Below are 25,983 nucleotides of genomic sequence, written 5' to 3' on the forward strand. Positions count from 1 at the left end.
TTTGATAATTTTACCTTAATAAACCCCAGTTAACAGAAAAAAAAATAATCCTGCATTGTTTTTTGGTTCAATCTAAGCAGGTAATTAGTGATTTCTAGCTGGGCTTTTTTATTAGCCACGGTAATTATACTTTGCGGGCTTTTAAGTTTTTCAAGTGTTGCGAAATGTTGCATTTGCTGTCCGTATATCTCTTTGTTTATTTTTTTCGGGTTGTCACATAACCAATTAAAAGCAATATTTTTCTCTAACAGGGTTTTTGCAATTTTCTTCCCTTTAAACCCTGCTCCCCAAATCACCAATGGTCTTTTTGGGTTATAATCAAGCTTTAAAAAATAATGCACTTTGATATCTAAAAAATAATTTTGAGCGTAGTGCACATGTGTGCGGGAAGTACGAGTGTCATAATCTCGCCATAAATGTAATACTTCATCACACGGAATGACCTTTAATTTTTTTTCATAGAAACGAAAAGTAAGGTCATAATCTTCAGGATATCGGTTAGGTTCAAATCCACCACATGCCTCAAAATCTTCGCGATGAACAAGCCAGCAGGGCGAAGGAATTACACATTCTTTATAAATTTCATTGTAGTTTTCTCCTGTACTGGTCAGTTGATTCAGCCATTTTTCATAACGTGAATATCCGTCACTTATACCTCTATCAGAAAAATAGCGAACTTGCCCAACCGCGACGTGCCCTTTTCCTTTTTCTTCTAATGAATGTAACATATTTTGTAACCTATCGGGCTTCATAATGTCATCAGAATCCATTCTGGTAATATATGCACCTTTTGCTATGGTATACGCGGAGCGCAATGCAGGAATTATACCTGTTCCTTCATTATCTAAAAGTTTTATTCTTGAATCTTTTAAAGCAAATGAATTGACTAGTGCTCTACTAGAATCTGTTGAGTGGTCGTTTACAGCAAGAACTTCCCAATTTTCAAATGTCTGTTCTACTATAGAATTCAGACATGCCGTTAAAAATTGCTCCGTATTCTTAAATGGAATGAGAATGCTTATCAAAGAATTTGATGGCTTATTCAAGGGCTTTTGCGATAGCTTTTTCTGCTAATTCACCCAAAATTTCATAACCTTTACTGGTCAAATGAACTTCATCTGTTGTTAGTTCTTTTGGTAACCCATTTCTTTCATCAGTCATCGCAGAAAAATAATCTAAATAAGGAACGTCTTTCTCTTCGGCCATTTCTGATAACATTGTGTTGAGTTCAGGAATTTTAATATTAGGTTGCAGACCAGGTTGCCATGGGTAATCATATGCTGGAAGAACGGAACAAACAACAGGTATAATGTTATTGCTTTTAGCCAGTTCTACCATAGATAAGATGTTATCTCTTATCTCTTCTAATGTCATTGGGCCTGTATTACCTGCAATATCATTAGTGCCTGCCAGAATCAAAACAAGACTTGGTTCTAAATCAATAACATCTTGTCGAAAACGAAGTAGCATTTGAGGGGTTGTTTGTCCACCGATACCTCTATTTATAAAAGGCTTTCCCTTAAAAAAGGCCTTTGGCATCCCTTCCGTGATAGAATTGCCCATGAATACTACGCGCTGTTCATTTGGTTGGAGCACTGTAATTTTTTTATTTGCCTCTTGATATTTACCTAAGTTGGCCCAATCTTGGGACATTGCCTTTTTTGTAAATAGTAATGAAGATAGTACCGCCAATATTGCTATTTTAAATTTGAACATAAATAAATCTTACTTATTAAATATATAAAAGATCGCTAAGACCTTAGTTTAAACAAAGGTTTTAGTTGCATTATGGATGAGCTTTTTGAGAATTTGAAAATTGAATTTTCTTCATTACAAATATTCTAATTATCCTTTTGGTGGGGTAATCATAATATGTGCTCTATGGGTGCCAGGGTTCATTAACCAAGCATGACCAGGAGGAGTAGGAGTTGTGGGTAAACCTGTACTTTCTCCAGTTGCAAACGGTACATAGAATACATAACGCACATAACCATTCTCTATTTCTTTGGTTTCGGCATTTACATCACCTGTAAAAACACATAAAGTAGTTTTGTCAGGTAAATTCAATTTGCCTGACTTGACCTCCGCTTCACGAATGTCAAAAATCTCTTGAAATTCTTTGCCTGCTGTTTTAAGTTCTCTTCCTCTAGCCATGAATTCATCCAATTCTTTATGATAGGCGGCCGTGGAAAACTGACTTTTATTGGGGTCTGATGCTAAAGCAATATAATCGTTAGTACCTTCTCTGAGTGTTACAAATTCTCCTGAAGCATTGTAACCATAAACTTTTGCTCCTTCTTTATAATCTTCGGGAACGGCCATTAAGGCAGTTTTAATTTGCCATTCGGCTGGAGGAATGTCTTGAGCGTTTACTGAATAATTTATTAAGATAAAAACGGCTAAAAAAACAATATTTTTCATAATAAGATATTTTAATACTTGGCACTCTCGCCAGTGTTGGCAGTTCTTCTGATAAAAGCTCGAATGTCATCATTAGCCCTTTGTAGATCTTCACGTCTTAAATACATCATATGCCCAGATCGGTATCCTTTAAATTCAAAACGGTCTTTCATACGTCCACTAGGGTCAACCTGCCACATGGTATATTTAGCTTGAAAATAGGTTGTTGCACCATCATAGTAACCAGATTGAATTAATACATTTAAATATGGATTTTGTGCCATGGCTTGTCTTAAGTTATCTCTTGTGTTATCATCATCATTGTTCCAAGGACGAACAGGTCCAAACATATTATATTTTATATCTGTCTTAAATTTTAATTCTTCTTGTAAATAATAATTGATTGCCGGGGTAAAACTGTGTAACCAAGAGGTCAATTCGGCGCTATAATCTGGTCGCATACCAGCTAACTGACGATCAATTCCTAAATATCTTGAATCCAGTCTTCCAATGGTATTACCGCGGTCTTTCAATAAATTTTTCCAAAAATATTGAACAGGTACGGCTAAGTTCTGATCCAATATTTCTTTTTTGGAAAGGCCAGAATAATAAGCCATTTTTTCTGCGACTTCATTCTTTTCTGTTTCACCAATAAAACCTCCTTTTGCTAAGGCAGGTATTAATGTATTCACGGCGTAACTTTCTGATTCAGGTAAAATATCTAACAAATCTTTTTGCTGCAATTCAGTTGGTAGTGCTTTATGATGCCATGCAGCTGCAGTATAATATGGCAAACTGATTGCATTTTCAACAGCCCCACCGGTATTATAAAGTTTGTAATCTGCCGGAGAAACCATAATAACCCCATTTAAATACATCCATTGCTGATTTTGTAAAGCTAAGGATAGTCCCATTACTCGGGTACCACCGTAGCTTTCTCCAACAATATATTTTGGAGATCTCCATCTATTGTTTCTTGTGACGAAGGTATTCAACCATTCCGCTAAATATTTTATATCCGCATTAATTCCAAAAAACTTTTCGCGATCAACTTCCTTTCCTTTTTCAGGTATTGTTCTCGAATAACCAGTATTTGCTGGGTTAACATAGACAATGTCAGTAACATCTAAAACCGAAAAAGGATTCTCTTTAACACCATAAGGTTGAATAGGATAGCCCTCATCATCAATCTTAAGTACTCTTGGTCCTGTATAGGCCAAGTGCATCCATACTGAACCTGATCCTGGACCACCATTAAAAGAAATTAACAAAGGTCTAGCAGCTCTGTTTTTTACATTATTTCTTGTGTAGTAGGTGTAATGTAAAGCCGCAATTGGATCACCCATATCGTCCCATACAGGTTGCGTTCCAGTAGTGGCAGTATAATTAATTGGCGTTCCATTGATAGTTACACTGTGCTGTGTAGTTATGGTAGTATCAACAGGTATTTTTCTTGATTGTGCAAAAACAAAAGTGCATGACAAAATTAAAACGAAGGCAATTATTGATTTTCTCATTTTTGGTTGAATTAGTCTGACTTTAAAAGTAAGAATTTTGGTTAAGAAATTATATAATCACAAATTTTAAAAAGGAATGTTTTTTATCTTTAAGCAACTTCAATTTAAACAAGCACAATGAAAAGGAGAAAATTTAATTCAACATTAGCCTTAGGTGTTAGCGGCGTAGCTTTAACTGCAAATATGCCATTAGCTTGCGCAATGAATTCAAATCAGAATAAGAAAAAATTAGGTGTTGCTTTGGTTGGTTTAGGAAGTTATAGCACGTATCAATTGGCGCCCGCTTTACTTGATACAGCACATTGCTATTTGGCTGGTATCGTTACAGGAACTAAGGAAAAAGAAGAAGTATGGGCTAATAAATACAATATCTCGCAAGACAGTATATATAATTATGATGATTTCGATAGCATAAAGGACAATCCTCATATAGATATTGTTTATGTAGTATTACCTAATAGTATGCATGCCGATTTTTCAATAAGAGCCGCAAGAGCTGGAAAGCATGTAATTTGTGAGAAGCCAATGGCTATGAATGTAGAGGAATGTGATGCTATTATCACGGCTTGTAAAAAAGCTAATGTAAAATTAGGAATTGGATACCGACTTCACTCTGAGCCTTATACTCAACAGGTGAAGCGTTTTGTTAAAGAAAAAACTTTTGGTAATATCCGTTATATCTCTGCTGACGCTGGGTATTATTCTGGTAGTAATCCTAACCAATGGCGATTAGATAAAAGTCTATCTGGCGGTGGTGCTTTAGTGAATATGGGTGTTTACGCCATTCAAAGTCTTATTTATGGAACAGGAGAGAATCCAATTTCTGTTGCGGCTCAGGAGTTTAGTACAAGACCCAAATATTTTAAGGGAACCGATGAAACGATTACCGCTCAATTTGAATTTAAGAGTGGGGCAGTAGGCAACATAATGACATCTCATAATGCCAATGCAAATAGATTATATGCTTCTTGTGAAAAAGGGTGGTTTGAGCTTAATCCAGCAAATAATTACGGGCCATTACAAGGAACAACCTCAAAAGGGGATAAAATTAGTTTCCCTCATGAAAGTCAGCAAAAATTGCAAATGGATGATTTTGCGAAACATATTCTTTTTGATGCACCTAATTTGGTCCCAGGCGAAATGGGTAAAAGGGATATGATTATTGTTGAAGCCATTTATAAATCAATTGCTGAAGACGGCAAAAAACAGGTTTTAGATTTTGAACCTCGTTACGGATTTGGAGAGTAAATTAATAAACATATTATCAAACATTAAAATTTAAAGAATAGAACGGTATCATCGTTTCGACCAACTATTACAAGGCTATCTTTGGTTACAATGTCCCGTATTTCACCTGTGGCTTTAAACCCCCCATCTTCTGCTTGAAACTGTAATCCTCCTTCATTTCTAAGATAGATACCATCTGTAGCGTCGTATCTACCGGCTTGTGGCTTCACTCCAAAAAGATTGCCACCCAGTAATAGATCTTTATCACCGTCATGGTCGTAATCACCTGAAGAGATGGCAAATATAGGAGTCAATTGCGCAGCGGCTGGTAAGGTTTTTATTGCAAAAGTTGCATCTCCTTGATTTATAAAGAGCATTGATTCTAGTTGTGTTGCCTTAGCTACAACAGAATTATCCAATTGGTCTTTTGAAAACATTTTTTGAACAGTTGCACCTTCATAAGACTTAAAATCAGGAAAAACTTTTTTGATAGACGCTATCTGGTCAATTAAATCATTTCTAATCGCATAAGGCACGGCTTCCCCTAATTTGTTATACTTGGTCAAAATGGGGTCTATAAAATCATTTTTATCGTAATCATTGACGAATAGTGCAATGGGTTGGGTTATGGAGGCCTTAAAAACGCTGTTTAAACCATGATTACCGGCAACAATATCCAAATCGCCATCAGCATCTAAATCTGTAATGTGAAGTGTATTCCACCAACCTTTCAATTTATCAAGTCCATTCTTCTTTGGTTCAAATGCTTGTCCCGAATGCAGAAAACAATGGATACCCATAAATTCTCCCGTTACAATCAAATCTTGGCGCCCATCTCCATCAATATCAGCGAAAATAGCATCTGAAATCATCCCAATTCCTTTTAGACTTGGAAGCCAAGTTTTGGTTACATCCTCAAAAGCACCATCTCCTTTATTTTCAAACAAGTAACCGTCAGAGGGCAATCCATATTGCGTTGGCCTTGAACCCTCTCCTACAAAAACATCTAAATCTCCATCTCCATCAAAGTCAGAAGTGGCCATACAAGAGGTGTTGATTGATAACCCAAACGGATTTTCTATACTTTTTATAAGAGATTCATTTTCATTGATGTAGAGTTTGTCCTTTAAGACATTTGAACCCTTTTCGGTTTCCACTCCGCCACTACCTATAATAAAATCCAGGTCTTTGTCACCATCAACGTCAAGGAATATTCCTTCGGTAGCTTCAAAATCACCATCAATTTTTATGTTTTCATACTTACTTTCCATAGAGAAGATTTGAGAGGATACTTCTTTATATCCTGAAACAAATAAATCGTTAATGCCATCTTGATTCCAATCTGTAAGTGTAAGCTTTGGTCCCTTGGTGCTGACCATATGGTACAGAAATCGGTCTCTATCAAAATCTACAAAATGACTTTTTTTGTGTTGAATATCCAATAAGCTAATAGGTTGAAAAATCGTTTCACTATTTGATACTACATCTTTCAAATTCGGAACCTTTGCCTCTAATTCTTTTATTTGAATGGTTTGGTTGACATCTATGTTATTTAAAACGGATACTTTCCCTTCAGGCCATAGAATCTTAATATTAATTGGTGCAGTTGTACTGAGGCCTACTACAAGTTTTGTGTCCATGCTCGATTGAAATCCTCTAATAGGTTGCTGCTCATAATAATACTGATTAGAATCTGATTGGATAAATATTTTACTTCCGATACCGTTTGTATTGGTCTCTCCTTTCAAAATGAGGCTAATGCTGTTTCCCGATGTATTGTTACGATATATTGATGCTACTCCATTTACATTATTGATAACAAGATCCAAATCACCGTCATTATCGAGGTCCCCATAAGCTGAACCGTTCGAAAAACCTTTAAGGTCTAACCCAAAATCATTTGAGGCTTCTTTAAATGCTAAACCATCCATATTTTTAAAAAAGTTATTTGGAATTGGACTGGACGGAATTTGTTTGGAAAGTTTATCATAATCAAATCCGTGCTGAGAAATTAATCCTTTCATCAACTTTTCATTTGATATATAGTTGATATAATCTAAATCGGTCAAATCTTGATAAATACCATTCGCTACAAAAATGTCCTTTAAGCCATCATTGTCCAAGTCAAAAATCAAAGCTCCCCAACTCCAATCCGTAGCTTCCAGATTAGAAAACCGACCAACTTCTTTATATCCTTCAGGCGAACTTAGCTGGAATACGTTTCGAGAAAATTGGTTATGGTAGCCATATCTTTTATTGAATTCTGACTTGTTCCAATCCATAAAGGTGGTTTTTGACTTTATTCTTGCATCGTCTCTTGGTAACATGTCCGTGACAAACAAATCATTTTTGCCATCATTGTTAACATCTGCCATGTCAGCACCCATAGAATTGAGACTGATGGATTGAAAATAATCGGTAAGCTCCTCACTAAATGTACCATCCTGTTGATTGATGTATAGATAGTCCCTTTCGAAAAAATCGTTTGACACAAAAATATCATCCCAACCATCTTCATTCATGTCACCAACAGCTACACCTAATCCAAAACCAATTTCACTACCAAAAATACCTGCTTGCTCACTAACGTCAATGAATATATTGCCATCATTTCTCATAAGCTTATCTCCCCCGAGTAAATTACGTTTTACCCGTTCATTCTGTCTTTGATCAAAAGCCGCTAAAGGTTTATAAGAATTGTTTAATATGTATGCATCCAAATCACCGTCCTTGTCATAATCAAAAAATGAAGCATGTGTTCCAAATCCCGCATCAGCTAAATTGTACTCCAGTGCACGTTCTGTAAATGTGAGATCTCCATTATTTATAAATAATTCATTTCTTTTATTAGTCATTCGAATATCACCAGAATTACTGACATAAATGTCTAATAAACCATCACCGTTAATGTCGACCATACTGACACCGGTTGACCAGGCGCTATGACCACCTGTTCCGGACTTAACAGTAATATTTTCAAAAGTGAAGTTTCCTTTATTTAAATAGAGTTCATTTTTCTTAAGATTAGCGGTGAAATAAATATCCGGAAGCCCGTCATTATTAATATCTCCAATGGCTACACCACCTCCGTTGAAATAATTACGATAATTGAATCCATTAAACTCTTTATCAAAATTAAGTTGATTTATGAATTCAATTCCAGTTTCATTTGGATTCATAAGCTGCATAATATTTTCATTAGTCTTCTGATTACACGATTGTAAAAAGAAGTTTATTATTAAAATCCATGTAAATATTGAAGAGAACTTACTTTCCATTCCAAAATTGGTTTGGAGCTAATTTAATTTTAAGATTTCAACCCGTCAATCATAACCTAATTCCTTAACATTCATTTAATGCTCTTTGAGTCTGAAATTATGAATTTAAGCTTCAACAACTTTTTTCAAAAAACATCCCAATTTATCTTTTAGTATTCTGTTTTCTTTTCTTTTCTCTAAATCTTCTAAATAGTTTTGTTTAAACCTTAGATAAGTTCTCTTACAATAGTAATAGTATCGTAAACATTCATCTTTTCATCTGAGAATAATTGAATTTAGTCTAGATTTTATTTAAGTATTCTTAAACAGAATCATTTTTTATCAAGAATCTTTCTAAGTAATAACATTTATTTAACTATTTAACATTAAAATGAAGTTTAGTTCATTTTATGACCATTTTTAGTTAACAGCACTAAGCCCAATTGATAGGTACATTTGGTTCAGAATCCTATAATAATTTCTTTCTAAACCTAAAATTGAAAATGAAAACACTTAAAAATTTACTATTACTTGGTGGCTTAGTTATGGCTACCTCCTGTGACCAAATTGATGATTTTATTGGCGACGGCGGCGGCGATGACGACGAGCCAACAATGGAAATGCAACCACTTACAAGTTCAGTAGTACCAGACGGCGTTTTTACGCTTAAAGGTGAATTTAATAGTAGTGCAGAATTAAACATGATTTTATCTTCAGCTGATATTTTGCCTTCTGATTCTACTTTTGTTTACGGGTCTTTTATGGATGGTGCAGCACTTTACCCAAACGGAGATGGTACTTATGCTTTCATCAACAACTTAGAATCTGATTTTTCTATTGCACGAATCATGATGAATTCTGATTTGCAACCTTATGAAGGTGATTACATTGTAAGCGCAACAGCAACTGCTTTTACTGCTCAATGTTCAGGTTCTTCTATTACCCCTGAAGAGCATGGTTTTGGTCCACTGTATCTATCTGGTGGTGAATGGGGTGGAAACGCCAAAGGGGTTTACTCGGTAAATCCGTTCCGTGATACTGAAGACAGAGTTCAGGCAGATAGGCTTCCTGCATTAGGTGAGTGGTCAACTGAGAATGCAGTTGCTATCGGTAAAGACGCTTTCCCAGGTCAAACTGTAGTTTTCATGGGAGATGATGATAGCAATAATGAATATCCTGAAGGACACTTCGCAATGTACGTGGGTGGCTTAGGTGATTTAAGTGGTGGTGACCTTTATGTACTACGTGGTAAAAATCCGGTTGAAACATTACCTAATGAAGGTGGTCAATTATTTGAAATGGGTATGGCTGAAGATGTTTCCTATGATGTGGAATGGGTTAAGGTAACTGAAAGAACTATATCGGAGCTTAATCAAGAAGCAATCGATTCATTGGCCATCGGTTTCCAAAGAATTGAGGATATTGACTGGAGAAGAGGTTCTGCTGAAGCTAACAGAGAAGTTTACTTCAATGCTACCGGAAGATACCGCTCAGATAACCCTGACTTAGCTAACAGAGGTACTACTTTTGGACGTGTTTATAAGTTAATCATGAATCCTGATGACCCAACCGGTGATGCTAAATTAGTAGTAGTTATGGATGGTGACTTAGAAGGTGGTAAGGCCGATGGTATGCACTCACCTGATAACATTTTGGTTACCGAGAACTACGCGTACGTTCAAGAGGATCCAAATGGTTATGCTGATTTAAATCCAGAAATTCAAGGTTTTGCTAAATTATGGCAATACAACTTAAACACTGGAGAAGTTAAAGAAGTAATGGAATGTAATCAGGAAGGTGCTGCAGCTTTGGGTTATGGAGTTACATCCAGCAATTGGGAAATTACTGGTCTAATTGACGTTACGGATATCATCGGAGCTTCTGAACCAACTTTTGTTGGTGGCGCTCAAGTTCATGGATGGAATTTCGGAACTACCCCAGAAACTGCTGTAAGAGCTGATGGTATGAAGTTCTTCGATTCAACAGCTATTACTGAGGATGCCGCAAGACTAGAGGGTTCTTTCTTGTTTAAGATAACTGGACTAGAAAGATAGTCTTTGCTTTTAAAAGTTAAACAATTTGGGTTCCCGCGTAGCGGGAACCTTTTTGTTCTAAAAGATTTATATATTTTGTGATGAGGTTGATTAGATTCCTATTTCCAATTATTTTTTTGTTAGTTTTCTTTGCCTGTGTAGAAGAAAAAAAGGCAACTAAAACCGTTTCTGCTGATAAGCAGTCCATGTTCAATCAAGATATTCGAACACATTATTTTAAAACTTTGGATAGTGCCGCCTACTACATTCAAAAAGTAGACACATTGAAAGCATTGGATGAAAATAAAGCTAATTTTTTAAAGAGTAGGGAGTGGTATAAAAGAGCGGAGCCTATGCTAATTGCATATGATTACGAGAATTACCTATCCATGAATGCTCCCAATTTATTAAAAGTTGAAATTGATGACTATACTGACATAAAGGTTATGAAACCCAAGAGTTATCAAGTATTAGAAGAACTCTTGTACGCCGAAGACGGATTTGAAAATAAAAATGTTGAATATGTTATTCAATATTTAAAAGTACGAATACCCTACATTCGCAAAAATCATATTCTGATAAGACAAATGGATAGACATCATCTAAAGATGCTGCGTGATGCCATTGTAAATGTTGCTACCAAAGGTATTACAGGTTTTGACTCTCCTATGTTGGCCAACTCTTTGAACGAGGCTATTTTTAATTATGAGACCATAAAAGAAATTGTTGACATTTATGAGCAGGCTTTTACGTCCAAAGAATTATATCAATCTTGGGTAAAGGAAATAGATAATACAATATCAGACTTAAAAGCAGGGGATTTTGATACATTTAATAGGTATCATTTCATAAAAAACCATACGAACATACAACTAGCGCTTATCAATGACACTGCTGAAGATTGGAATATAAAATTGAATACCTCACGTAACTTGAATTCAACCGCTGACAATCTTTTCAATAAAGATTTTTTTAATATCAAAAAATTTGCACCTCCTCGTTCACCGGAAATTTCTGAAGAACGTGTTGCGCTTGGGCGTATGCTATTTAATGACAAGTCTCTTTCAAGTACTGGAAATATAAGTTGTGCTAGCTGTCATAACAAAGACAAAGCATTTACAGATGGCCTTAAAAAGGCGCAAGGAGAGGGAAATGTGGAACTACAGCGTAATACCCCTACATTAACTTATGCGGTTTATCAAAAAGCCATGTTCTATGATGGTCGTGCCACAGGGCTAGAAGATCAAATCGTGAACGTTGTGAATAATGAAAATGAGTTTCATATGGATTTGGATAAGATGGAGCAACGCATTCAATCAGATTCAAAATATACTGTTCAATTTGACTCGCTTTACAACGGAAAAATTAATAATAGAAATGCGCGTCATGCCATTGCCACTTATATCAGAAGTCTCGCACCATTTGATTCTAAATTTGATAGAAACATGCAAGGACATGAGGAGACGCTCACAGATGAAGAAATTTCTGGATTTAATCTCTTTATGGGTAAAGCGGCTTGCGCTACCTGTCATTTTCCACCGGCGTTCAATGGTACGGTACCGCCTAAATACATGGAATCAGAGTTTGAGAACCTAGGTGTACCACAAAATGCAAGTTTTGAACATCCTATATTAGATGAAGACCCAGGACAATACTTCCCTTATAAAGTTGAGGAAAAACGAAACTTCTTTAAGACGTCAACAGTGAGAAATGTAGCATTAACAGCTCCATACATGCATAATGGTGTTTATAATAGCTTGGAAGAAGTTATACAATTTTATAATGTTGGTGGTGGACAAGGTATGGGTCTTGATGTACCTTATCAAACCTTACCTGCTGATTCATTAAACCTTAGCGAAAATGAAATAAATGATGTCATTTCATTTATGAAAACTCTTACAGATAACCAATTTATTGAAATTGGTGAGGATATTAATGATTAATAATATGGCTTTCATAAAAATTTAAACTAGACCTAACAGATTGTTAAGATTTGATTGACTTAATTAGAAAATCAAAAACTTAACTTTTCATAAAATTTAAGAACACCAAAATGACTAAGAATCGAATCCTTTCAATCCCAATTACTAAAATTGTCCTTTTTCTTTTTCTTTTACTTGTTTTTTCTTGTAGTAAAAATGATGATAACCCCAACCCGACGGGAGAAGAAAATACCGAAAACACCGAAAATTCCGAAGGAACAGATGATACTGAAGATGACCTTGATAATACGGTTAATTCGTTGCCTAATCTTGCTGAACTGGCTGGATCTTTAGAGAGTCTAAGCACATTGGTTGAGGTTATAGGAATTGTGGATGATACTGAGTTGTTAGGTTTGCTTTCTGAGGAAGGGTCAACTACCATATTTGCTCCAACAAACGATGCTTTTATTTCTTTATTGGCTCAATTAGAAGGATTTGAAACTCTAGAGGATTTTGATGAAGACGAAGAAAAACAACTTCTAGAAGCAATATTAAAATACCATGTTATCGCAACTACGGCCGCTTTTTCCACTGACCTTTCTAATGGCCAGGTATTAGAAACTTTGCTATCAGAAGAATTACAAGTAGAGATTGACGCCGGCGTATTTGTTATAGATAAAACGGATGAAAAATCAGAGGTCGTTGATGCCGATAATGAAGCATCTAATGGTGTTGTTCATATTATTGATAAAATTTTATTGCCCCAATCAGTTTTAGACCAACTTTTTCCGAAGCCAAGTATTGTTGAACTAGTTACCGAAACAGAAGAACTTTCCCTATTGGAAGAAGCGTTGATTAAGGCCGGTTTAGTTGATGAATTAAGTGCTGAAGGCCCATTCACGGTATTTGCACCGACTGATGCCGCTGCAGATGAGTTGTTCGACGCATTGGGTGATAGTTTCAATAGCTTTGACGATTTTGATAACTTCCTTGAAATTGAAATATTAAAGCAAATTTTATTGTACCATGTCGTTGATGGCCATATCATGTCTACAGATTTGACCGTCGGTAGTGTTCCAACATTACTTACCAACGAATCCATAGAAATTATTGCTTCTGGAGGCACCTTCGTTGTTGGTGACGCATCTGACGTTGATGCAAACATTCTTTCTGCTGATAACGAAGCTTCAAATGGAGTAGTACATATTATTGATAAGATTTTAATCCCCGCAGAGGTACAAGAGTTTTTAGATTCTTTAAATGAAGTTCAAGGTAAAACTATTGCTGAATTAGTTGAAGAAACAGAAGGTTTTACATTTTTAAAAGAAGCCTTAGAGCTTACAGGCCTGTTAGAAACTTTGGATAGTGAAGGTCCATTTACAGTTTTTGCACCTACAGATGATGCGCTTTCAGGTTTGTTAGCTGTTTTTGGTAGTCAATTTACAAGCCTACAAGATTTCACTTCAGAAGAGGAGATAGCATTATTGCGTCAGATATTACTATATCATGTGCTACCTGGTACTACTACCTCTTCAGATTTGTCCGTCTCTACTATAAATACATTGTCAGGAGACAACACTTTAGATGTTGTCACTACGGAAAGCGGATTTGGTCTTGTCGATGTATTTCAAGCTCCTGCGGCGATTGAGCTAACTGATATAACAGCAAAGAATGGTGTAATACATACTATTGACAGAGTTTTGTTGCCAGCATCTGTTGTTGAAAGTATAGCCAATGATATTAATGATACTATAATAGACGCCATTGACTCTTTGGAAGAATCGGCGTTTATTCAAGATTTAATCATATTACTTGGAAACGAGTTTGAAGATGTTTTAGAACAAGAGTTTACTTTTTTCTTACCCACTAATAATGCTTTTTTAGATTTGTTTGCCTCACTAGAAGGATATGATTCCTTGGCAGATTTTAATACCGCAGAAGAGCTAGAATTATTAACGACCATACTGTCATATCATTTAATAGACGGTACTAAAGTAACTTCTCAAATGTTAGTGGATGGTCAGACCGCGGGTACTTTACAAGGTGAAGAATTGACGATTAGTTTAAGCTCAGGTGCGGCCGTTGTCGATAAAACGGGTATACCTGCAAATGTTACTAAGGCTGATATCGAAGTATTGAGCGGGGTAATCCACTTTATAGACAAAGTGCTATTGCCACAAGAAGTTTTAGATGCCCTTTAACTAAAACTTTTCAAATACCCCCAAACCAAATAGGGCAAAGTCATATTTTACGGGGTCATTTGGGTCTAAATTACGCAGACTCTTATCAAGTTCTAACAGGGCTTTAGCATCATTTTGTTTTCGCTTTACAAGCTTAAGCTTTCTAGCCACATTACCAGAATGTACATCAAGAGGGCACGATAATATGGAAGGTGGAATAGTTTTCCATAGTCCAAAATCAACGCCTCTTATAGCTGGTCTAACCATCCACCTTAAAAACATATTGATGCGTTTAGCGGCCGAACCTTTTAATGGGTCTGAAACATGTTTTTGAGTTCGTGTTAAGTGTTCTAACTCAAAGAAAATTGATTTATATACACTTATGGTTGTTTGTAATGATCGGTTTTCTTGGTGTTTGGTAAATACAGTTTCTAAGCCTCCGTGGTTTTTATAAATATTTTGCAGTGCTGTGATAAAGTATTTTAAATCATCGCCGTTAAAAGTACGGTGGACAAAACTTGATAAACTGTCTAAATCAGAACTTTGATGATTTATAACAAAATCATACGGAGCATTATCCATTAGTTGCATTAGCCGCGATGCATTGTTAATGATACTCTTTCGATTACCCCAGGCAATTGTGGCTGTTAAAAATCCGCTTATTTCAATTGCTTCTTTTTTATTAAAATTGTGTGGGATTTGAATAGGGTCAGCCTCTAAAAATTTTGGGTTTTCATAGTGTTCTGCCTTTTCATCTAAAAATGATTTTAACTCAGTTTTATTCATTCAAAAGGAATATCCAAAGTTTTCATAACAATAAAGGGTCCGATTAAAATTAGATTATGTGCAGCATGTAAAAGCATTGACCAAACTAGTCCTAATTTGGTTCTGATAAATCCAAGAAATATACCGGCAGAAGCTTGTGGAGCTACTAAGACTGGTATTAACCAGTAATAACCATCTATTTCCCCAAAATTACCAATATGGACTAATCCAAAAAGAAATACTGAAATATAAAATGCATATTTAAAAAACTTAGATTCTTTAAATAGGGCTAATGGCGCTCGAAAAAGTAATTCTTCTAATACAGGAGCAGCTATTACTGCTAAGAATAAAATCATTAAAGCAGAGTATTTTTCAAACATTTCTACTACCGCATGACTTTCGTTTTCAAACCCTACAAGCATGCTAATACTTTGCATCAATAAGCCTAGCATTAAACTAAAGGCTACAATCAAAAGAACGAGTTTAAAAAAAATTGTAGTTTTTTCTTTTAATTGGTAATCTTCATTAAGATAGGTAGGATTTTTAAAAAAACTCCAAACTTCCTTTAGCATATTAATTCTTTATTAGGCCATCTACCATGACTAATTTTCTATCGGTCATATTTGCTAATTCATCATTGTGAGTAACTATGACAAAAGTTTGACCAAACTCCTTCCTCAATTTAAAGAACAGCCTGTGCAAATTTTCTGCACTTTCAGAATCTAAATTTCCACTTGGTTCATCCGCAAAAATTACTGATGGGTTATTGATTAAGGCCCTTGCAACTGCAACACGTTGTTGTTCGCCACCTGAGAGTTCTTTTGGTCTATGATGATATCGGTCAGAAAGACCTAAAAAATCTAAAAGTTCTTTTCCTCTTTTTTCTGCTTCAGCTCTATTGGTTTTTTTAATAAAGGCAGGAATACAGACATTCTCTAGCGCACTGAATTCTGGTAGTAATTGATGAAATTGAAAGATAAACCCGACATGCTCATTTCTAAATTTAGCCAGATTTTTTGCACTTAACCCAGTAACCTTAATTCCGTTGATTTCAACAGTGCTGTCCCTGCCGTTTGTTGGACTATCTAAAGTTCCTAAAATTTGTAATAACGTAGTTTTGCCAGCACCTGAAGCTCCAACAATGGCAACAATTTCACTTTTCTTTATTTCTAAATTTACTCCTTTTAATACTTGTAAATCCCCGTAGTATTTTTGAACATTACTAGCTTTAATCATCTACCAATTCTATTAGATATGAAAGTACATATAACTACCTTTAGAACAAAAATACAGTTTTAAGGTTTTACACAATTTAACGACTATTAAGCAAAAGTTAAAAGCAAGGGCCAACTTGCAAAATCAATTAAAATGTTTAACATTTACGAAAAATGAGTGAACAAAATAACAAAAAGACGGAAATAGCTATTTTTGCCAATGGTTGTTTTTGGTGCACTGAGGCGGTGTTTCAGCGGCTAAAAGGTGTTGAAGCGGTAGTATCTGGTTACACTGGTGGTGCCATTAAAAATCCGGCATATAGAGAAATTTGTTCAGGGCGAACTGGCCATGCGGAGGGTATTAAAATTACTTTTAATCCAACCGAGATTTCGTTTGAAGAATTGTTGGAGGTATTTTTTGCTACTCACGACCCAACTACCTTAAATCGACAAGGTAATGACGTAGGGACGCAATATCGAAGTGAAATTTTTTACACCACAGCGATACAAGCACAACAGGCTAAAGATTTTATAGAGTTTTTAGAGAAAGAGCGAGTTTTTAAGAACCCTATTGTAACAGCAATTTCAGAAGAAAAACCTTTTTATAAGGCGGAAGAAGATCATCAAGATTTTTATAATTCCAATCCACGACAGCCTTATTGTCAATTTATCATTGACCCAAAAATTAATAAGATTAAAAAATATTACGCCAACAAATTAAAAAAGAGTACTGCATAACTATGGCACCTTACAAAAACTTAGAAGAATACAATATTGAAGTTACCAACGAAGTCAAAGAGAGATTTTCTAAAATCATTGATGAAATCGGCGAAGATGTTAATCGTGAAGGACTCACAAAAACACCTGAACGCGCTGCAAAAGCTATGCTTTTTCTGACCCAAGGTTATCAGCAAGATGCCGCTGAGATATTAAAAGGGGCCATGTTCAAAGAGGACTATGATGATATGGTCATTATTAAAGACATTGAGGTGTACTCCCTTTGTGAGCACCATATGCTCCCATTTTTTGGAAAAGCACACATTGCTTATATACCAAACGGTCATATTGTAGGTTTGAGTAAAATCCCTAGAATTGTTGATGTTTTCGCCAGACGACTTCAAGTTCAAGAACGCCTAACACATGATATATTAGAATGTTTAAATGAAACCTTAAAGCCTAAGGGAGTTGCTGTTGTCATTGAGGCATCTCATATGTGTATGATGATGCGTGGTGTTCAAAAGCAAAATTCAGTAACAACCACATCTGGATTTAGAGGTCAGTTTGAAAAAATTGAAACCCGTAATGAATTTTTAAAGTTAATTAGCTCAAAATTGTCTTAGTAATTTTTGGCATTCCTTTTGTTTGTATATTATTTGGAATTACTATTTTTCGATATGTCAAAAATGAAGGATAAAAAAATTAGAAACCTTTTTCTAGGTTTATTGTTTGATGCTATAGGTATGGCCTCTTATCTAGCACCAGGTATTGGTGATATGTTAGATGTTTTTTGGGCACCTGCCGCTGGTTGGCTAATGACAAGAATGTACAAAGGTAAAATAGGTCAAGCCGCTGGTATAGTTACATTTATAGAGGAAATTATACCTGGTCTTGATGTCATACCCACGTTTACGATTATGTGGATATACACTTACCTATTGAGCGGAAAAAAAGCAAAGAAAATAATTGATATCTAAAGCAAAGTTTTATAGTATTTTACTTTTAAAACTTCAATTTTCGTATCCTAGGAAAACTGTGCGGTTGATAATTCTTCAATTAATTTATTCATCATTAACATACCTTTTTGTAGTTGATCTTTAGCGATAAATTCATCTGCTCTATGGGCTTGCTTAATTGATCCAGGTCCACAAATAGCTGCTTGAAAACCTTCGTTAGCAAATTGACCTGCTTCCGCCGCATAAGAGACTGTATCTAGTTTTGAATTTCCTGAAATTCTTTTTATTAAATCTACGATGTCATCATCTGCTTTAGTATCTAAATGTGGTACTGACGGATGGTGTTCCACATTTTTAATGGCAAATCCAGGAAATATTTTTCTTAGTTCCTTTTCTCGTTGTCGACAATAAGTCTCAAAATCAGATACAATCCCTTGTATGTCATCCATAGGAATAGTCCGTAAGTCCCAATAAAAATAAGCTTTGTCAGCAATTACATTTGGAGCAATTCCGCCATTAACCAATCCAATATGAATAGAGGAGTGTGGAGGGTGAAACCTATCATCTATACGATTGTCTTTTATTAATTCATCCATTTTGTTTTCCAACCATAAAATCAAGCGCATGGTTTCATGTATTGCGCTAACTTCTTGTTTTATACGACTGCTATGACCAGCAGAACCGTTAACATAGGTTTCCATGATATAAATACCTTTTTGTCCAACAATGGGTTCCATCATGGAAGGTTCTCCGATTAGTGCATACTTTGGAGTTTCTGAATAATGCGTTCTAATAGCTCTAGCCAGTTCAGGAGCGGCTAAACATCCTATTTCTTCATCGTATGAAAATGCAAAATAAATGGGTTTCTTTAAATCTGCTTCAAGCATTTGTGGTAATGCAGCGATGCAACAAGCTAAAAATCCTTTCATGTCACATGAACCTCTTCCGTATAATTTTCCATCACCTTTATCTGTTAGAACAAAAGGATCCGTAGTCCATTCTTGACCTTCTACTGGCACAACATCCATATGTCCTGATAGAATAACACCACCATCAACTTCAGGCCCAATTCTACAATGGAGCGATGCCTTATTCCCCTCTTTGTTTGGCACTAAATAAGCAGTAACACCACGAGATTCCAATACTTCTTTAATCCAGTTAAGTATACTCAAATTACTTTGTCCGCCTAATACCGGGAATGAAACCAATTTCTGTAAAACTTCTTCTACGTTCATAAGCATTATCTATAATTTATGGTAACGGCTATAATCAAAGCCAAAAAGGCTAGGAATAGCACACTGATTAAAACAGGTAAAATAAAACGAATCCAACGGTCAATAGGCACTCGGCACATGCTTAACATGGCAATTAGACCGCCGAGGGTGGGATTGATAAGGTTTGATAATCCATCACCAATTTGAAAGGCTAGTATTGTAATCTGTCTTGATAAGCCTAAAGTTTCTCCAAGCGGTAACATAACAGGTAGGGTTGCCAAGGCTTGTCCGCTACCTGACGGAATAAAAAAGTTGATGACTGATTGAGAAATTGACATGCAAATAGCCGAGGCATATAAAGGTAACCCCTCTAACAAAGTGGAGAGCTGATATGATATGGTGTCACCAATATTTCCCATCTCCATAAGTACTTTGATTGATGTTGCAAAACCTACCATAAAAGTTCCGGGAGAGGCAAGTGCTACGGCCTTTAAAACTGTTTCACTCATAGTTGTAGCACTCATTTTTGAAACTAGTCCACAAAGTAGTGCAATAATCAAGAATACCGCTGAAAGTTCATTAATGTACCAATGCAGATTGAAAACTCCATATAAAATAGCAATGAGTCCTCCAATAAATATACCAATGACCATCCAATTGTTTTTACTAATGGAGTAGTCTTGAATAGGTTTTGATAGGGTTAAGTTGCTTGTATCAAGACCTTTTCCTAAACTTTTTGATGAGTCTTTAGTAATCTTTTTAAAATAGCGAACATTATAATAGGCCATTACACTTAAAGCAGAAAAGCAAAGAATACTACGCAATAATGCACCAGAAAACATGGGGAGTTCTGCTAATTTGTGTCCAGTGCCAACGGTGTATGCATTAATAGGAGAAAGCCCGAAACCAATTGTCATAGCCCCGACAGAAATACCTGCCGCTAAAATTAAATCTCCACCTAGGGCTAAACTTAAAACAGCAGCTATAGGAACCATTGCAATATTATTTTCATAACCAACGGCAACACCTAATAAACCATATATAAAGGTCATAAGTACAATAATTAAGTGCTTATTCTTAAGACCTAGTTTTTTAACTAGCGTTCCAACAGAATTCTCAACAGCTTTCGATTTTTCCATAAAACTGAACATAATACCGCCTGCTAAAACAATAAAAATAATTTCGACTGCTGCTTTAAAGCCTAAAGGAATTGCCTTGAACATATCCAATAATCCAATTGGAGTTGAATCGATAACGGAGTAGGAGTTAGGAACAACTGTACTACGCCCATTAACTAATACTCGTTCATAAGTCCCAGCAGGTAGCACATAAGTTAATATAGTAACCAGAATTATAATGCCAAACAACATGGTAATGGCATGTGGAATACGACTAAAAAGCGATGTTATTTTGAAGTTAGTTTTACTCACTAAAGGGGTGTCAACATATCATACGTTAATCTTTACGAATATAACCTGTGCAAATCAATTTTGATGAATTAATATTAAATAAATGTGAAGTAAAAATCGAAGTTAGAAAATCTGCTGGGATTGTTGATTTACTTTAAAAATCCGAAATTAAATAAATGAAGAAAAATAAAAAAGGGAGTGGAGTAAATCAACTCCCATAAATAAGTAAATTAAAAAATTACATAATTGTTAAGCTAAAAGTCTGAGCAATATCAGTCTCTCCACCGGCATCTGCTAAAGTACCGTCATTTGGTTTTTTAGGCTCATGACGCAATGTGATTGTGATTGAGGCTGCTCCAGCGGTATTCGTTTCTAAGCTAAAAACAATTCCAACTGGATTACCGTCACCGTCAGTATCACCATAAGTAACGCCAGCAATAGACCCTGTGGTTTCAAAAAAGAATTGGTGTTCGTCATCTTCTTCAGCAACTTCCTCAGTAATATCTTCCGCCGGTGTTTCGGTCTCATTTAAAAGAACTATTCCACCAGTATACGTAGTACTTCCGGCCAAAGAACCAGAAACTGTAACTTCTGGTGCACCAGGTCCGTCACCATCGATGTCTCGTGATTGCAACGTAATAGTGTCGCCGCCACCTTGAGGTACTAACACAACAGTCATTGTTGTAATTACTTCTTCTTCGTTTACTTCTTCTGGTGTATCGTCATCATCAGAACATGAGCTAAACAAAACTCCGCTTAAGGCTAAAATTGATAAAAATTTGATGGTCTTCATAACAAATAATAAATGATTAAAAATTAATAATTGAGTTTTAATTGTAAAATAATGTTCCTACCTAAATCATCAGCGAAATAGCGCTGACGATTTAAATATTCTCTATAATTGGTGTTTAATAAATTATTGATTGTGAGTGAGGTTGTTAAAAGGTTTTTACCAAGACTAAAATTCATTTTTGAATTAAAATTCAAAATATGATAGGCTCCTGGAGCAGTGTTAATTGCTAAAATTACCTCCTCTTGTTGTTCAGGCGAAAAAACTGAAATATTATCTGGAACTTCATTTTGTCTCAAAATATATTGACTTTGAAGTGAGAGTTTTAACCCTTTCCATTCTTCTTTTGAGAAAAGTAAAGTATTTGTAAAATTTGCTGATGGAATATTGATTAGCGCCTCATCACTGTCGAGATCATTACCCTTAACTATTGAAAATATATGTTCTGTTCTCCAATTAGTTGTCCAATCTGAATAAGCAGACATATCAACACCTAATATTCTAACATCAGCTTGTCTATAAGACCAAACAGGAAAAGCACCTCTTAATGTGAACTCAACACCAGTTGGCTCTAAAAGAATAAAATCTTTAATATAGTTTGCATAGGGTTCTATTGAGAAGCCCCATTTTATTAAATATCTATTATATGATGCCATTAATTTGTTCGAGGTTTCACTTCCAATTCTAATATCTCCTAATTCTATTCTAGCGGCAGAATGGTGCAAGCCGTCACTAAATAACTCTGAAGGATTTGGAGCTCTTTGAGCAAGTGCGTAATTGAATTTTAGATTATTATCATTGCTTGTTTTATAATTAAAACCAACAGTCCCAGAAATGTTATTGTAATTGAAAACTGGATTAGTTAGCAGTTGTGTTCCCCTGTCATCAATAACTAATTCAGGAAAATCAATATCATAACCACGTTCTTCCCATCTGGTGGTTTGATAAAATTTTAAGGCATCAACTTTGGTGTAGTCATATCTGATCCCTGCATCAAATGTCCATTCATTATTAAGTTGGTATTCACCAATTACAAAACTTCCAAAATCAATTTTTTCATAGTCTGGTATTAATCTTCTTACACCTGTGGCCGGATTTGCAAAATTGTCTTGATACCTACCCATTAAGCCAAATTGTAGTTGAAAAGTATCATTACTATCCCATTTAAAATCTGTAGAAAGCGTATGAGTTTCTAATTCTAAATCGATGGAAGCTTGGTCGTTTCGTTCGCCGCGTCTAACATCAAATTCGAACCTTCTATTGTTTTGATAGTCATATTGAACGTTCAATTTGCCTAGTCCTTCAAATCTTTTGTAAAAATGTAGTTTACCTAAATGGTGTCTTACTTGTTGTCTGGGGTTTCCTAAATCATAAGTAAAAGGTAAAATAACCCCAGGTTGGCCGCTATTAATACTTCGAATAAGGTCGTCTACATTTCCAATGTGGGAAGCCCTCAATATTGCTATTTCAGCATCGTAATAAGAATATCGACCCGTTAGACCCCACTCAAACAATCGTTTGCCTAATTCTACAGAGCCACCAAATTCTTTAATACCTGTATTTGATAATATATAATCAGGGGCTTCTTGGTCACCCAATCGTTTAAAAGAACCTTGCCCTTTTATGAAAAAACCATTTTTATATACTCTTGTGAAATCAGAAGCTATGTTTCCACCACGTCCGTTGCTTACGCCATTAACTAATGTTTTACCGAATAAAGTGTCTTTGATAGGAAATTTCGCCTGTTCTAAAATAATAGTTCCTCCAATGGCGTCACCACCATACTGTAATGCGGATGCGCCTTTAACAACGGAAATTGTGCCGGCTGAATTGATATCTATATTTGGGGCATGTTCATCACCCCATTCCATATCTTGCATTCGAACCCCATCATTTAATATAAGTACTCGGCTTCCATTTAATCCGTGAATAGCAGGTTTAACAATATTGGCTCCTGTGTTAAGTGTTGAGACGCCACCTAATTGCTTAAGTGCATCACCAATGGTCGCGGTACTAAAACTTTCAAGTACTTCGCTTTTTAAAACAACTTCTTGGGCTGAGTTGGTTTTATCAAAAACTGTATTACCAATCACTTTTACTTCCTCTAATTCCTCTAAATGATGCTCTAATTTTAAATCAAGAGAAGTATTACCACTAATGGTTATTGGGATAATCAAAGTAGCGCAGGATGGATGTGACACTTCTAATTCATATTCACCATCGCATAGACCAGCGAAAGCATAGTTCCCGTTTTTATCACTGATTACTTCAATATTTTCTTTAATTAGTAAAATGGACGCATTGATTAACACCGTGTTATTGTGATAATCAATAACTCTTCCATTTAAACTAGAATTACAACTTTGGGCAATTCCATTAGTTAAAGTGCTGAATAACAGCATAATTGACATTAAATATTTCATAAAGGAAAATTGTGAGTCCTAATATATTAGGATAGAAATCTATTTAAAATGGGTATTAAATAGTTGCAGGAGGCGGCCTTGAAAAGAAGTCAGAAGGTGTTCCTTCTTTGATAAAATATCTATCTTCAATTGCATTTAAAGTAATATCCGCTATAAGTAGAACTTCTTCAAACTCAAAAATAACTGGTGTAGTAAAAGTATTCTGTTGCTGTTCAATTGCCAATTCACAAGTATGGCAATTTTCTATAGTATCATCTAAATCATTATCAGCATGGGAATATACATGAAAACCCGATACTTTAATAAAAATTAAAGTAACGAATGAAAGTAAGGTTACAATTTTGGAAAAATCTTTCATGCTGTTGCGAATTTAGGCTATTTAAGAATACCTAGATTGTTAACAAAATCATAATATTATTTAAAAATAAAGCCTAAACCAAGGCGTTTGAGCATTTTTTTCTCAAAAGCCCAAAAGAATTTATATTGCCCAAATAGCCATCCAAAGAAAACTAAAAGTACTTGATAGATTGGAAAAATCAGTAATATTCTAATTGGCCAATAAATCCAGCCTGAAACTAATTCTCTTTTTAACCCAATTAGTTCGGTCAACGGTGCGGCTAATTTGGCAGAGGCACTACCGGTAATTGCAAACACAATAAATATGATAATAATTTGAAAGTTGGAGTCAATGCCCCAGCGTTTTTTAAGTTTTTCCATCGCTTTGATTTCGATGACAAATTTAGAATATTAAATGCGAGGAAGAAAAGGACCTAAACGTTGTTTGTAGCGTCTTTGAAAATAAATAAAGTAGTTATAGAGTTGATAGTTTACATCATAGCCATAATCTACACCAAATTCATAATTAATTTGAAGTTCATAAAGTTGAGGGTCAAATGAATAAGGGTCTAAAACTCTACGGTTCCATTCTAAAACATAAATGGAGTTACGATTTTCCATATAGCTTTGGGTATAATATCCTTTGGGTTGTGCAATTCTTGTAAGCCACTGATTAAAACCAATGTCCATAATAACAATATCATATTCAGAATCATTAGATACTTCCGCTTTTTCATTGTCAAGGTTTTTATCGAATAACTCTTTTTCACTTGCTGTAAGCACAATTTCATCATCTTGTCCATAAATCATAGGTCCAAGGATGAACAAAAATCCTAAAATGATGTAATAATATAATTGCTTCTTTTTCATGACTTTAAGATATAAAAAAAGCCATTTAGTAACTCTAAACGGCTTGTTAAATCTATGTAATAGAAGGTTTATTTTCCGAAAAGACCTCCAAGAAGGCCTCCAAGGCCACCTTTCTTTTGTCCTCCACTGTTTAAAACCATACCAGCTAAATCATCAATAACACTACCATCTCCGTCAGAGTCTAAAAATGACTCAATAAGCGATTGTTGTTTATTGGCAGCATTACCGCCACCCATTAAACCGCCTAAAAGACCACTTAATGCATCAGGACTACTTACATTTTGCTGTTTTGTTTGCTTACCTAAAAAGCCCAATAAAAGTGGGGCAGCTATTTTTAGTATTTGAGCGACAGATCCAGCATCTATTCCGGACTTACTGCTTAGTGCATTTTCTACTTGAGGTTGTTTAGAACCTAAAATGTGACCAAGAATTCCAGCACCATCATCCATAACTGATTGGTCTACGCCGCCTCCAAATAAACCACCAAGGTTATCTAAAATACTGCCGTCATGTTTTGAAGATAATGCATTCATTAAACCTTCTGCGCCACCAGGTGTTGAGGCATTCTTTTTCATTGCGCCCATTAACATTGGCATTGCCATTGCTAATACATCAGCAGTTTTGTTTTCAGGTTGCCCTGTCTGACCAGCTACTCCGCTGATTAATTGTTTGCCCATTGGGCTATTGATTAAATCTAGTAATCCTGACATTTTATAAGTGTTTATTTTTAAGAACCACAATGTACGAAAAAGT

General features: G+C 35.4%; 23 protein-coding genes. 7 read left to right on the top strand and 16 right to left on the bottom strand.

The features are described from left to right. Positions 1–29 precede the first annotated feature (29 nt). The 4 genes from RM520_RS07080 to RM520_RS07095 all read right to left on the bottom strand — a co-directional run bounded on the left by RM520_RS07080 (position 30) and on the right by RM520_RS07095 (position 3,917). On the bottom strand, positions 30–1,025 hold the full coding sequence (locus tag RM520_RS07080; RefSeq protein WP_311387468.1) for a glycosyltransferase family 2 protein: 996 nt from the start codon (positions 1,023–1,025) through the stop codon (positions 30–32). 13 nt (positions 1,026–1,038) lie between these two features. Beyond that, a complete protein-coding gene (locus tag RM520_RS07085) occupies positions 1,039–1,716 on the bottom strand; it encodes an SGNH/GDSL hydrolase family protein (RefSeq protein WP_311387469.1) in 678 nt (225 codons plus the stop codon). Between the two features lie 129 nt (positions 1,717–1,845). Then, entirely contained in the window at positions 1,846–2,421 is a 576-nt protein-coding gene (locus RM520_RS07090; protein ID WP_311387470.1) for a hypothetical protein, read from the bottom strand. Positions 2,422–2,432: 11 nt separating this feature from the next. Further along, the gene (locus RM520_RS07095; protein WP_311387471.1) at positions 2,433–3,917 is read right to left on the bottom strand and encodes a S10 family peptidase; all 1,485 of its coding nucleotides are present in this window, start codon (positions 3,915–3,917) and stop codon (positions 2,433–2,435) included. Positions 3,918–4,034: 117 nt separating this feature from the next. Between RM520_RS07095 and RM520_RS07100 the strand changes: the two genes are divergently transcribed. Beyond that, positions 4,035–5,165 (top strand): Gfo/Idh/MocA family protein, encoded by a 1,131-nt coding sequence (locus RM520_RS07100; protein WP_311387472.1) that lies wholly within the window; start codon positions 4,035–4,037, stop codon positions 5,163–5,165. Positions 5,166–5,188: 23 nt separating this feature from the next. Here RM520_RS07100 and RM520_RS07105 read toward each other — a convergent pair whose 3' ends face one another. Then, positions 5,189–8,422, bottom strand: coding sequence for an FG-GAP-like repeat-containing protein (locus RM520_RS07105; protein WP_311387473.1), 3,234 nt, complete (start codon positions 8,420–8,422; stop codon positions 5,189–5,191). A gap of 482 nt (positions 8,423–8,904) precedes the next feature. On the opposite strand from RM520_RS07105, the gene RM520_RS07110 reads away from it, so the two are divergent. The 3 genes from RM520_RS07110 to RM520_RS07120 all read left to right on the top strand — a co-directional run bounded on the left by RM520_RS07110 (position 8,905) and on the right by RM520_RS07120 (position 14,557). Beyond that, positions 8,905–10,455 carry a PhoX family protein gene (locus tag RM520_RS07110; RefSeq protein WP_311385031.1) on the top strand — a complete coding sequence of 517 codons (1,551 nt, stop codon included), beginning with the start codon at positions 8,905–8,907 and terminating at the stop codon, positions 10,453–10,455. Between the two features lie 116 nt (positions 10,456–10,571). After that, positions 10,572–12,377, top strand: coding sequence for a cytochrome-c peroxidase (locus RM520_RS07115; RefSeq protein ID WP_311387474.1), 1,806 nt, complete (start codon positions 10,572–10,574; stop codon positions 12,375–12,377). A gap of 110 nt (positions 12,378–12,487) precedes the next feature. Then, positions 12,488–14,557 carry a fasciclin domain-containing protein gene (locus tag RM520_RS07120; RefSeq protein ID WP_311387475.1) on the top strand — a complete coding sequence of 690 codons (2,070 nt, stop codon included), beginning with the start codon at positions 12,488–12,490 and terminating at the stop codon, positions 14,555–14,557. Here the strand turns inward: RM520_RS07120 and RM520_RS07125 are convergent, their stop codons facing one another. Genes RM520_RS07125 through RM520_RS07135 form a run of 3 tightly spaced genes read right to left on the bottom strand, consistent with a single transcriptional unit; the run spans position 14,558 to position 16,537 of the window. Next, positions 14,558–15,322, bottom strand: coding sequence for a TIGR02757 family protein (locus RM520_RS07125; protein ID WP_311387476.1), 765 nt, complete (start codon positions 15,320–15,322; stop codon positions 14,558–14,560). Then, a complete protein-coding gene (locus RM520_RS07130; RefSeq protein WP_311387477.1) occupies positions 15,319–15,873 on the bottom strand; it encodes a CPBP family intramembrane glutamic endopeptidase in 555 nt (184 codons plus the stop codon). Before RM520_RS07130 ends, RM520_RS07125 begins: the two co-directional genes overlap by 4 nt. A gap of 1 nt (position 15,874) precedes the next feature. After that, entirely contained in the window at positions 15,875–16,537 is a 663-nt protein-coding gene (locus RM520_RS07135; protein ID WP_311385036.1) for an ABC transporter ATP-binding protein, read from the bottom strand. 152 nt (positions 16,538–16,689) lie between these two features. On the opposite strand from RM520_RS07135, the gene msrA reads away from it, so the two are divergent. From msrA to RM520_RS07150, 3 genes are read left to right on the top strand one after another with little or no spacing between them, the layout of a single operon-like run. Beyond that, entirely contained in the window at positions 16,690–17,253 is a 564-nt protein-coding gene (msrA, locus tag RM520_RS07140) for a peptide-methionine (S)-S-oxide reductase MsrA (RefSeq protein ID WP_311387478.1), read from the top strand. 2 nt (positions 17,254–17,255) lie between these two features. Beyond that, positions 17,256–17,855 (top strand): GTP cyclohydrolase I FolE, encoded by a 600-nt coding sequence (gene folE / locus RM520_RS07145; RefSeq protein WP_311387479.1) that lies wholly within the window; start codon positions 17,256–17,258, stop codon positions 17,853–17,855. Between the two features lie 54 nt (positions 17,856–17,909). Further along, positions 17,910–18,209: a hypothetical protein gene (locus RM520_RS07150; RefSeq protein ID WP_311387480.1), complete on the top strand. Its 300-nt coding sequence runs from the start codon at positions 17,910–17,912 to the stop codon at positions 18,207–18,209. A gap of 47 nt (positions 18,210–18,256) precedes the next feature. Here the strand turns inward: RM520_RS07150 and argE are convergent, their stop codons facing one another. From argE to RM520_RS07190, 8 genes are all read right to left on the bottom strand, one after another. Further along, positions 18,257–19,423, bottom strand: coding sequence for an acetylornithine deacetylase (argE, locus tag RM520_RS07155; protein ID WP_311387481.1), 1,167 nt, complete (start codon positions 19,421–19,423; stop codon positions 18,257–18,259). Positions 19,424–19,428: 5 nt separating this feature from the next. Further along, complete coding sequence (locus tag RM520_RS07160) at positions 19,429–20,832, bottom strand: YfcC family protein (RefSeq protein WP_311387482.1); 1,404 nt, start codon at positions 20,830–20,832, stop codon at positions 19,429–19,431. 217 nt (positions 20,833–21,049) lie between these two features. Further along, positions 21,050–21,604, bottom strand: a complete 555-nt coding sequence (locus RM520_RS07165; protein WP_311385042.1) for a type 1 periplasmic binding fold superfamily protein — start codon at positions 21,602–21,604, stop codon at positions 21,050–21,052. A 23-nt stretch (positions 21,605–21,627) separates the two neighbouring features. Further along, the gene (locus RM520_RS07170; RefSeq protein ID WP_311387483.1) at positions 21,628–24,024 is read right to left on the bottom strand and encodes a TonB-dependent receptor; all 2,397 of its coding nucleotides are present in this window, start codon (positions 24,022–24,024) and stop codon (positions 21,628–21,630) included. 55 nt (positions 24,025–24,079) lie between these two features. Beyond that, a complete protein-coding gene (locus RM520_RS07175) occupies positions 24,080–24,382 on the bottom strand; it encodes a hypothetical protein (RefSeq protein ID WP_311387484.1) in 303 nt (100 codons plus the stop codon). A gap of 56 nt (positions 24,383–24,438) precedes the next feature. Continuing rightward, positions 24,439–24,741, bottom strand: coding sequence for a DUF6787 family protein (locus tag RM520_RS07180; RefSeq protein ID WP_311387485.1), 303 nt, complete (start codon positions 24,739–24,741; stop codon positions 24,439–24,441). Between the two features lie 30 nt (positions 24,742–24,771). Next, positions 24,772–25,230 (bottom strand): DUF6146 family protein, encoded by a 459-nt coding sequence (locus tag RM520_RS07185; RefSeq protein WP_311387486.1) that lies wholly within the window; start codon positions 25,228–25,230, stop codon positions 24,772–24,774. A gap of 68 nt (positions 25,231–25,298) precedes the next feature. Further along, positions 25,299–25,940 carry a DUF937 domain-containing protein gene (locus tag RM520_RS07190; RefSeq protein ID WP_311385047.1) on the bottom strand — a complete coding sequence of 214 codons (642 nt, stop codon included), beginning with the start codon at positions 25,938–25,940 and terminating at the stop codon, positions 25,299–25,301. Positions 25,941–25,983: the final 43 nt, after the last annotated feature.

The sequence above is a fragment of the Croceitalea vernalis genome (assembly GCF_031846405.1).
GTDB lineage: Bacteria > Bacteroidota > Bacteroidia > Flavobacteriales > Flavobacteriaceae > Croceitalea > Croceitalea vernalis.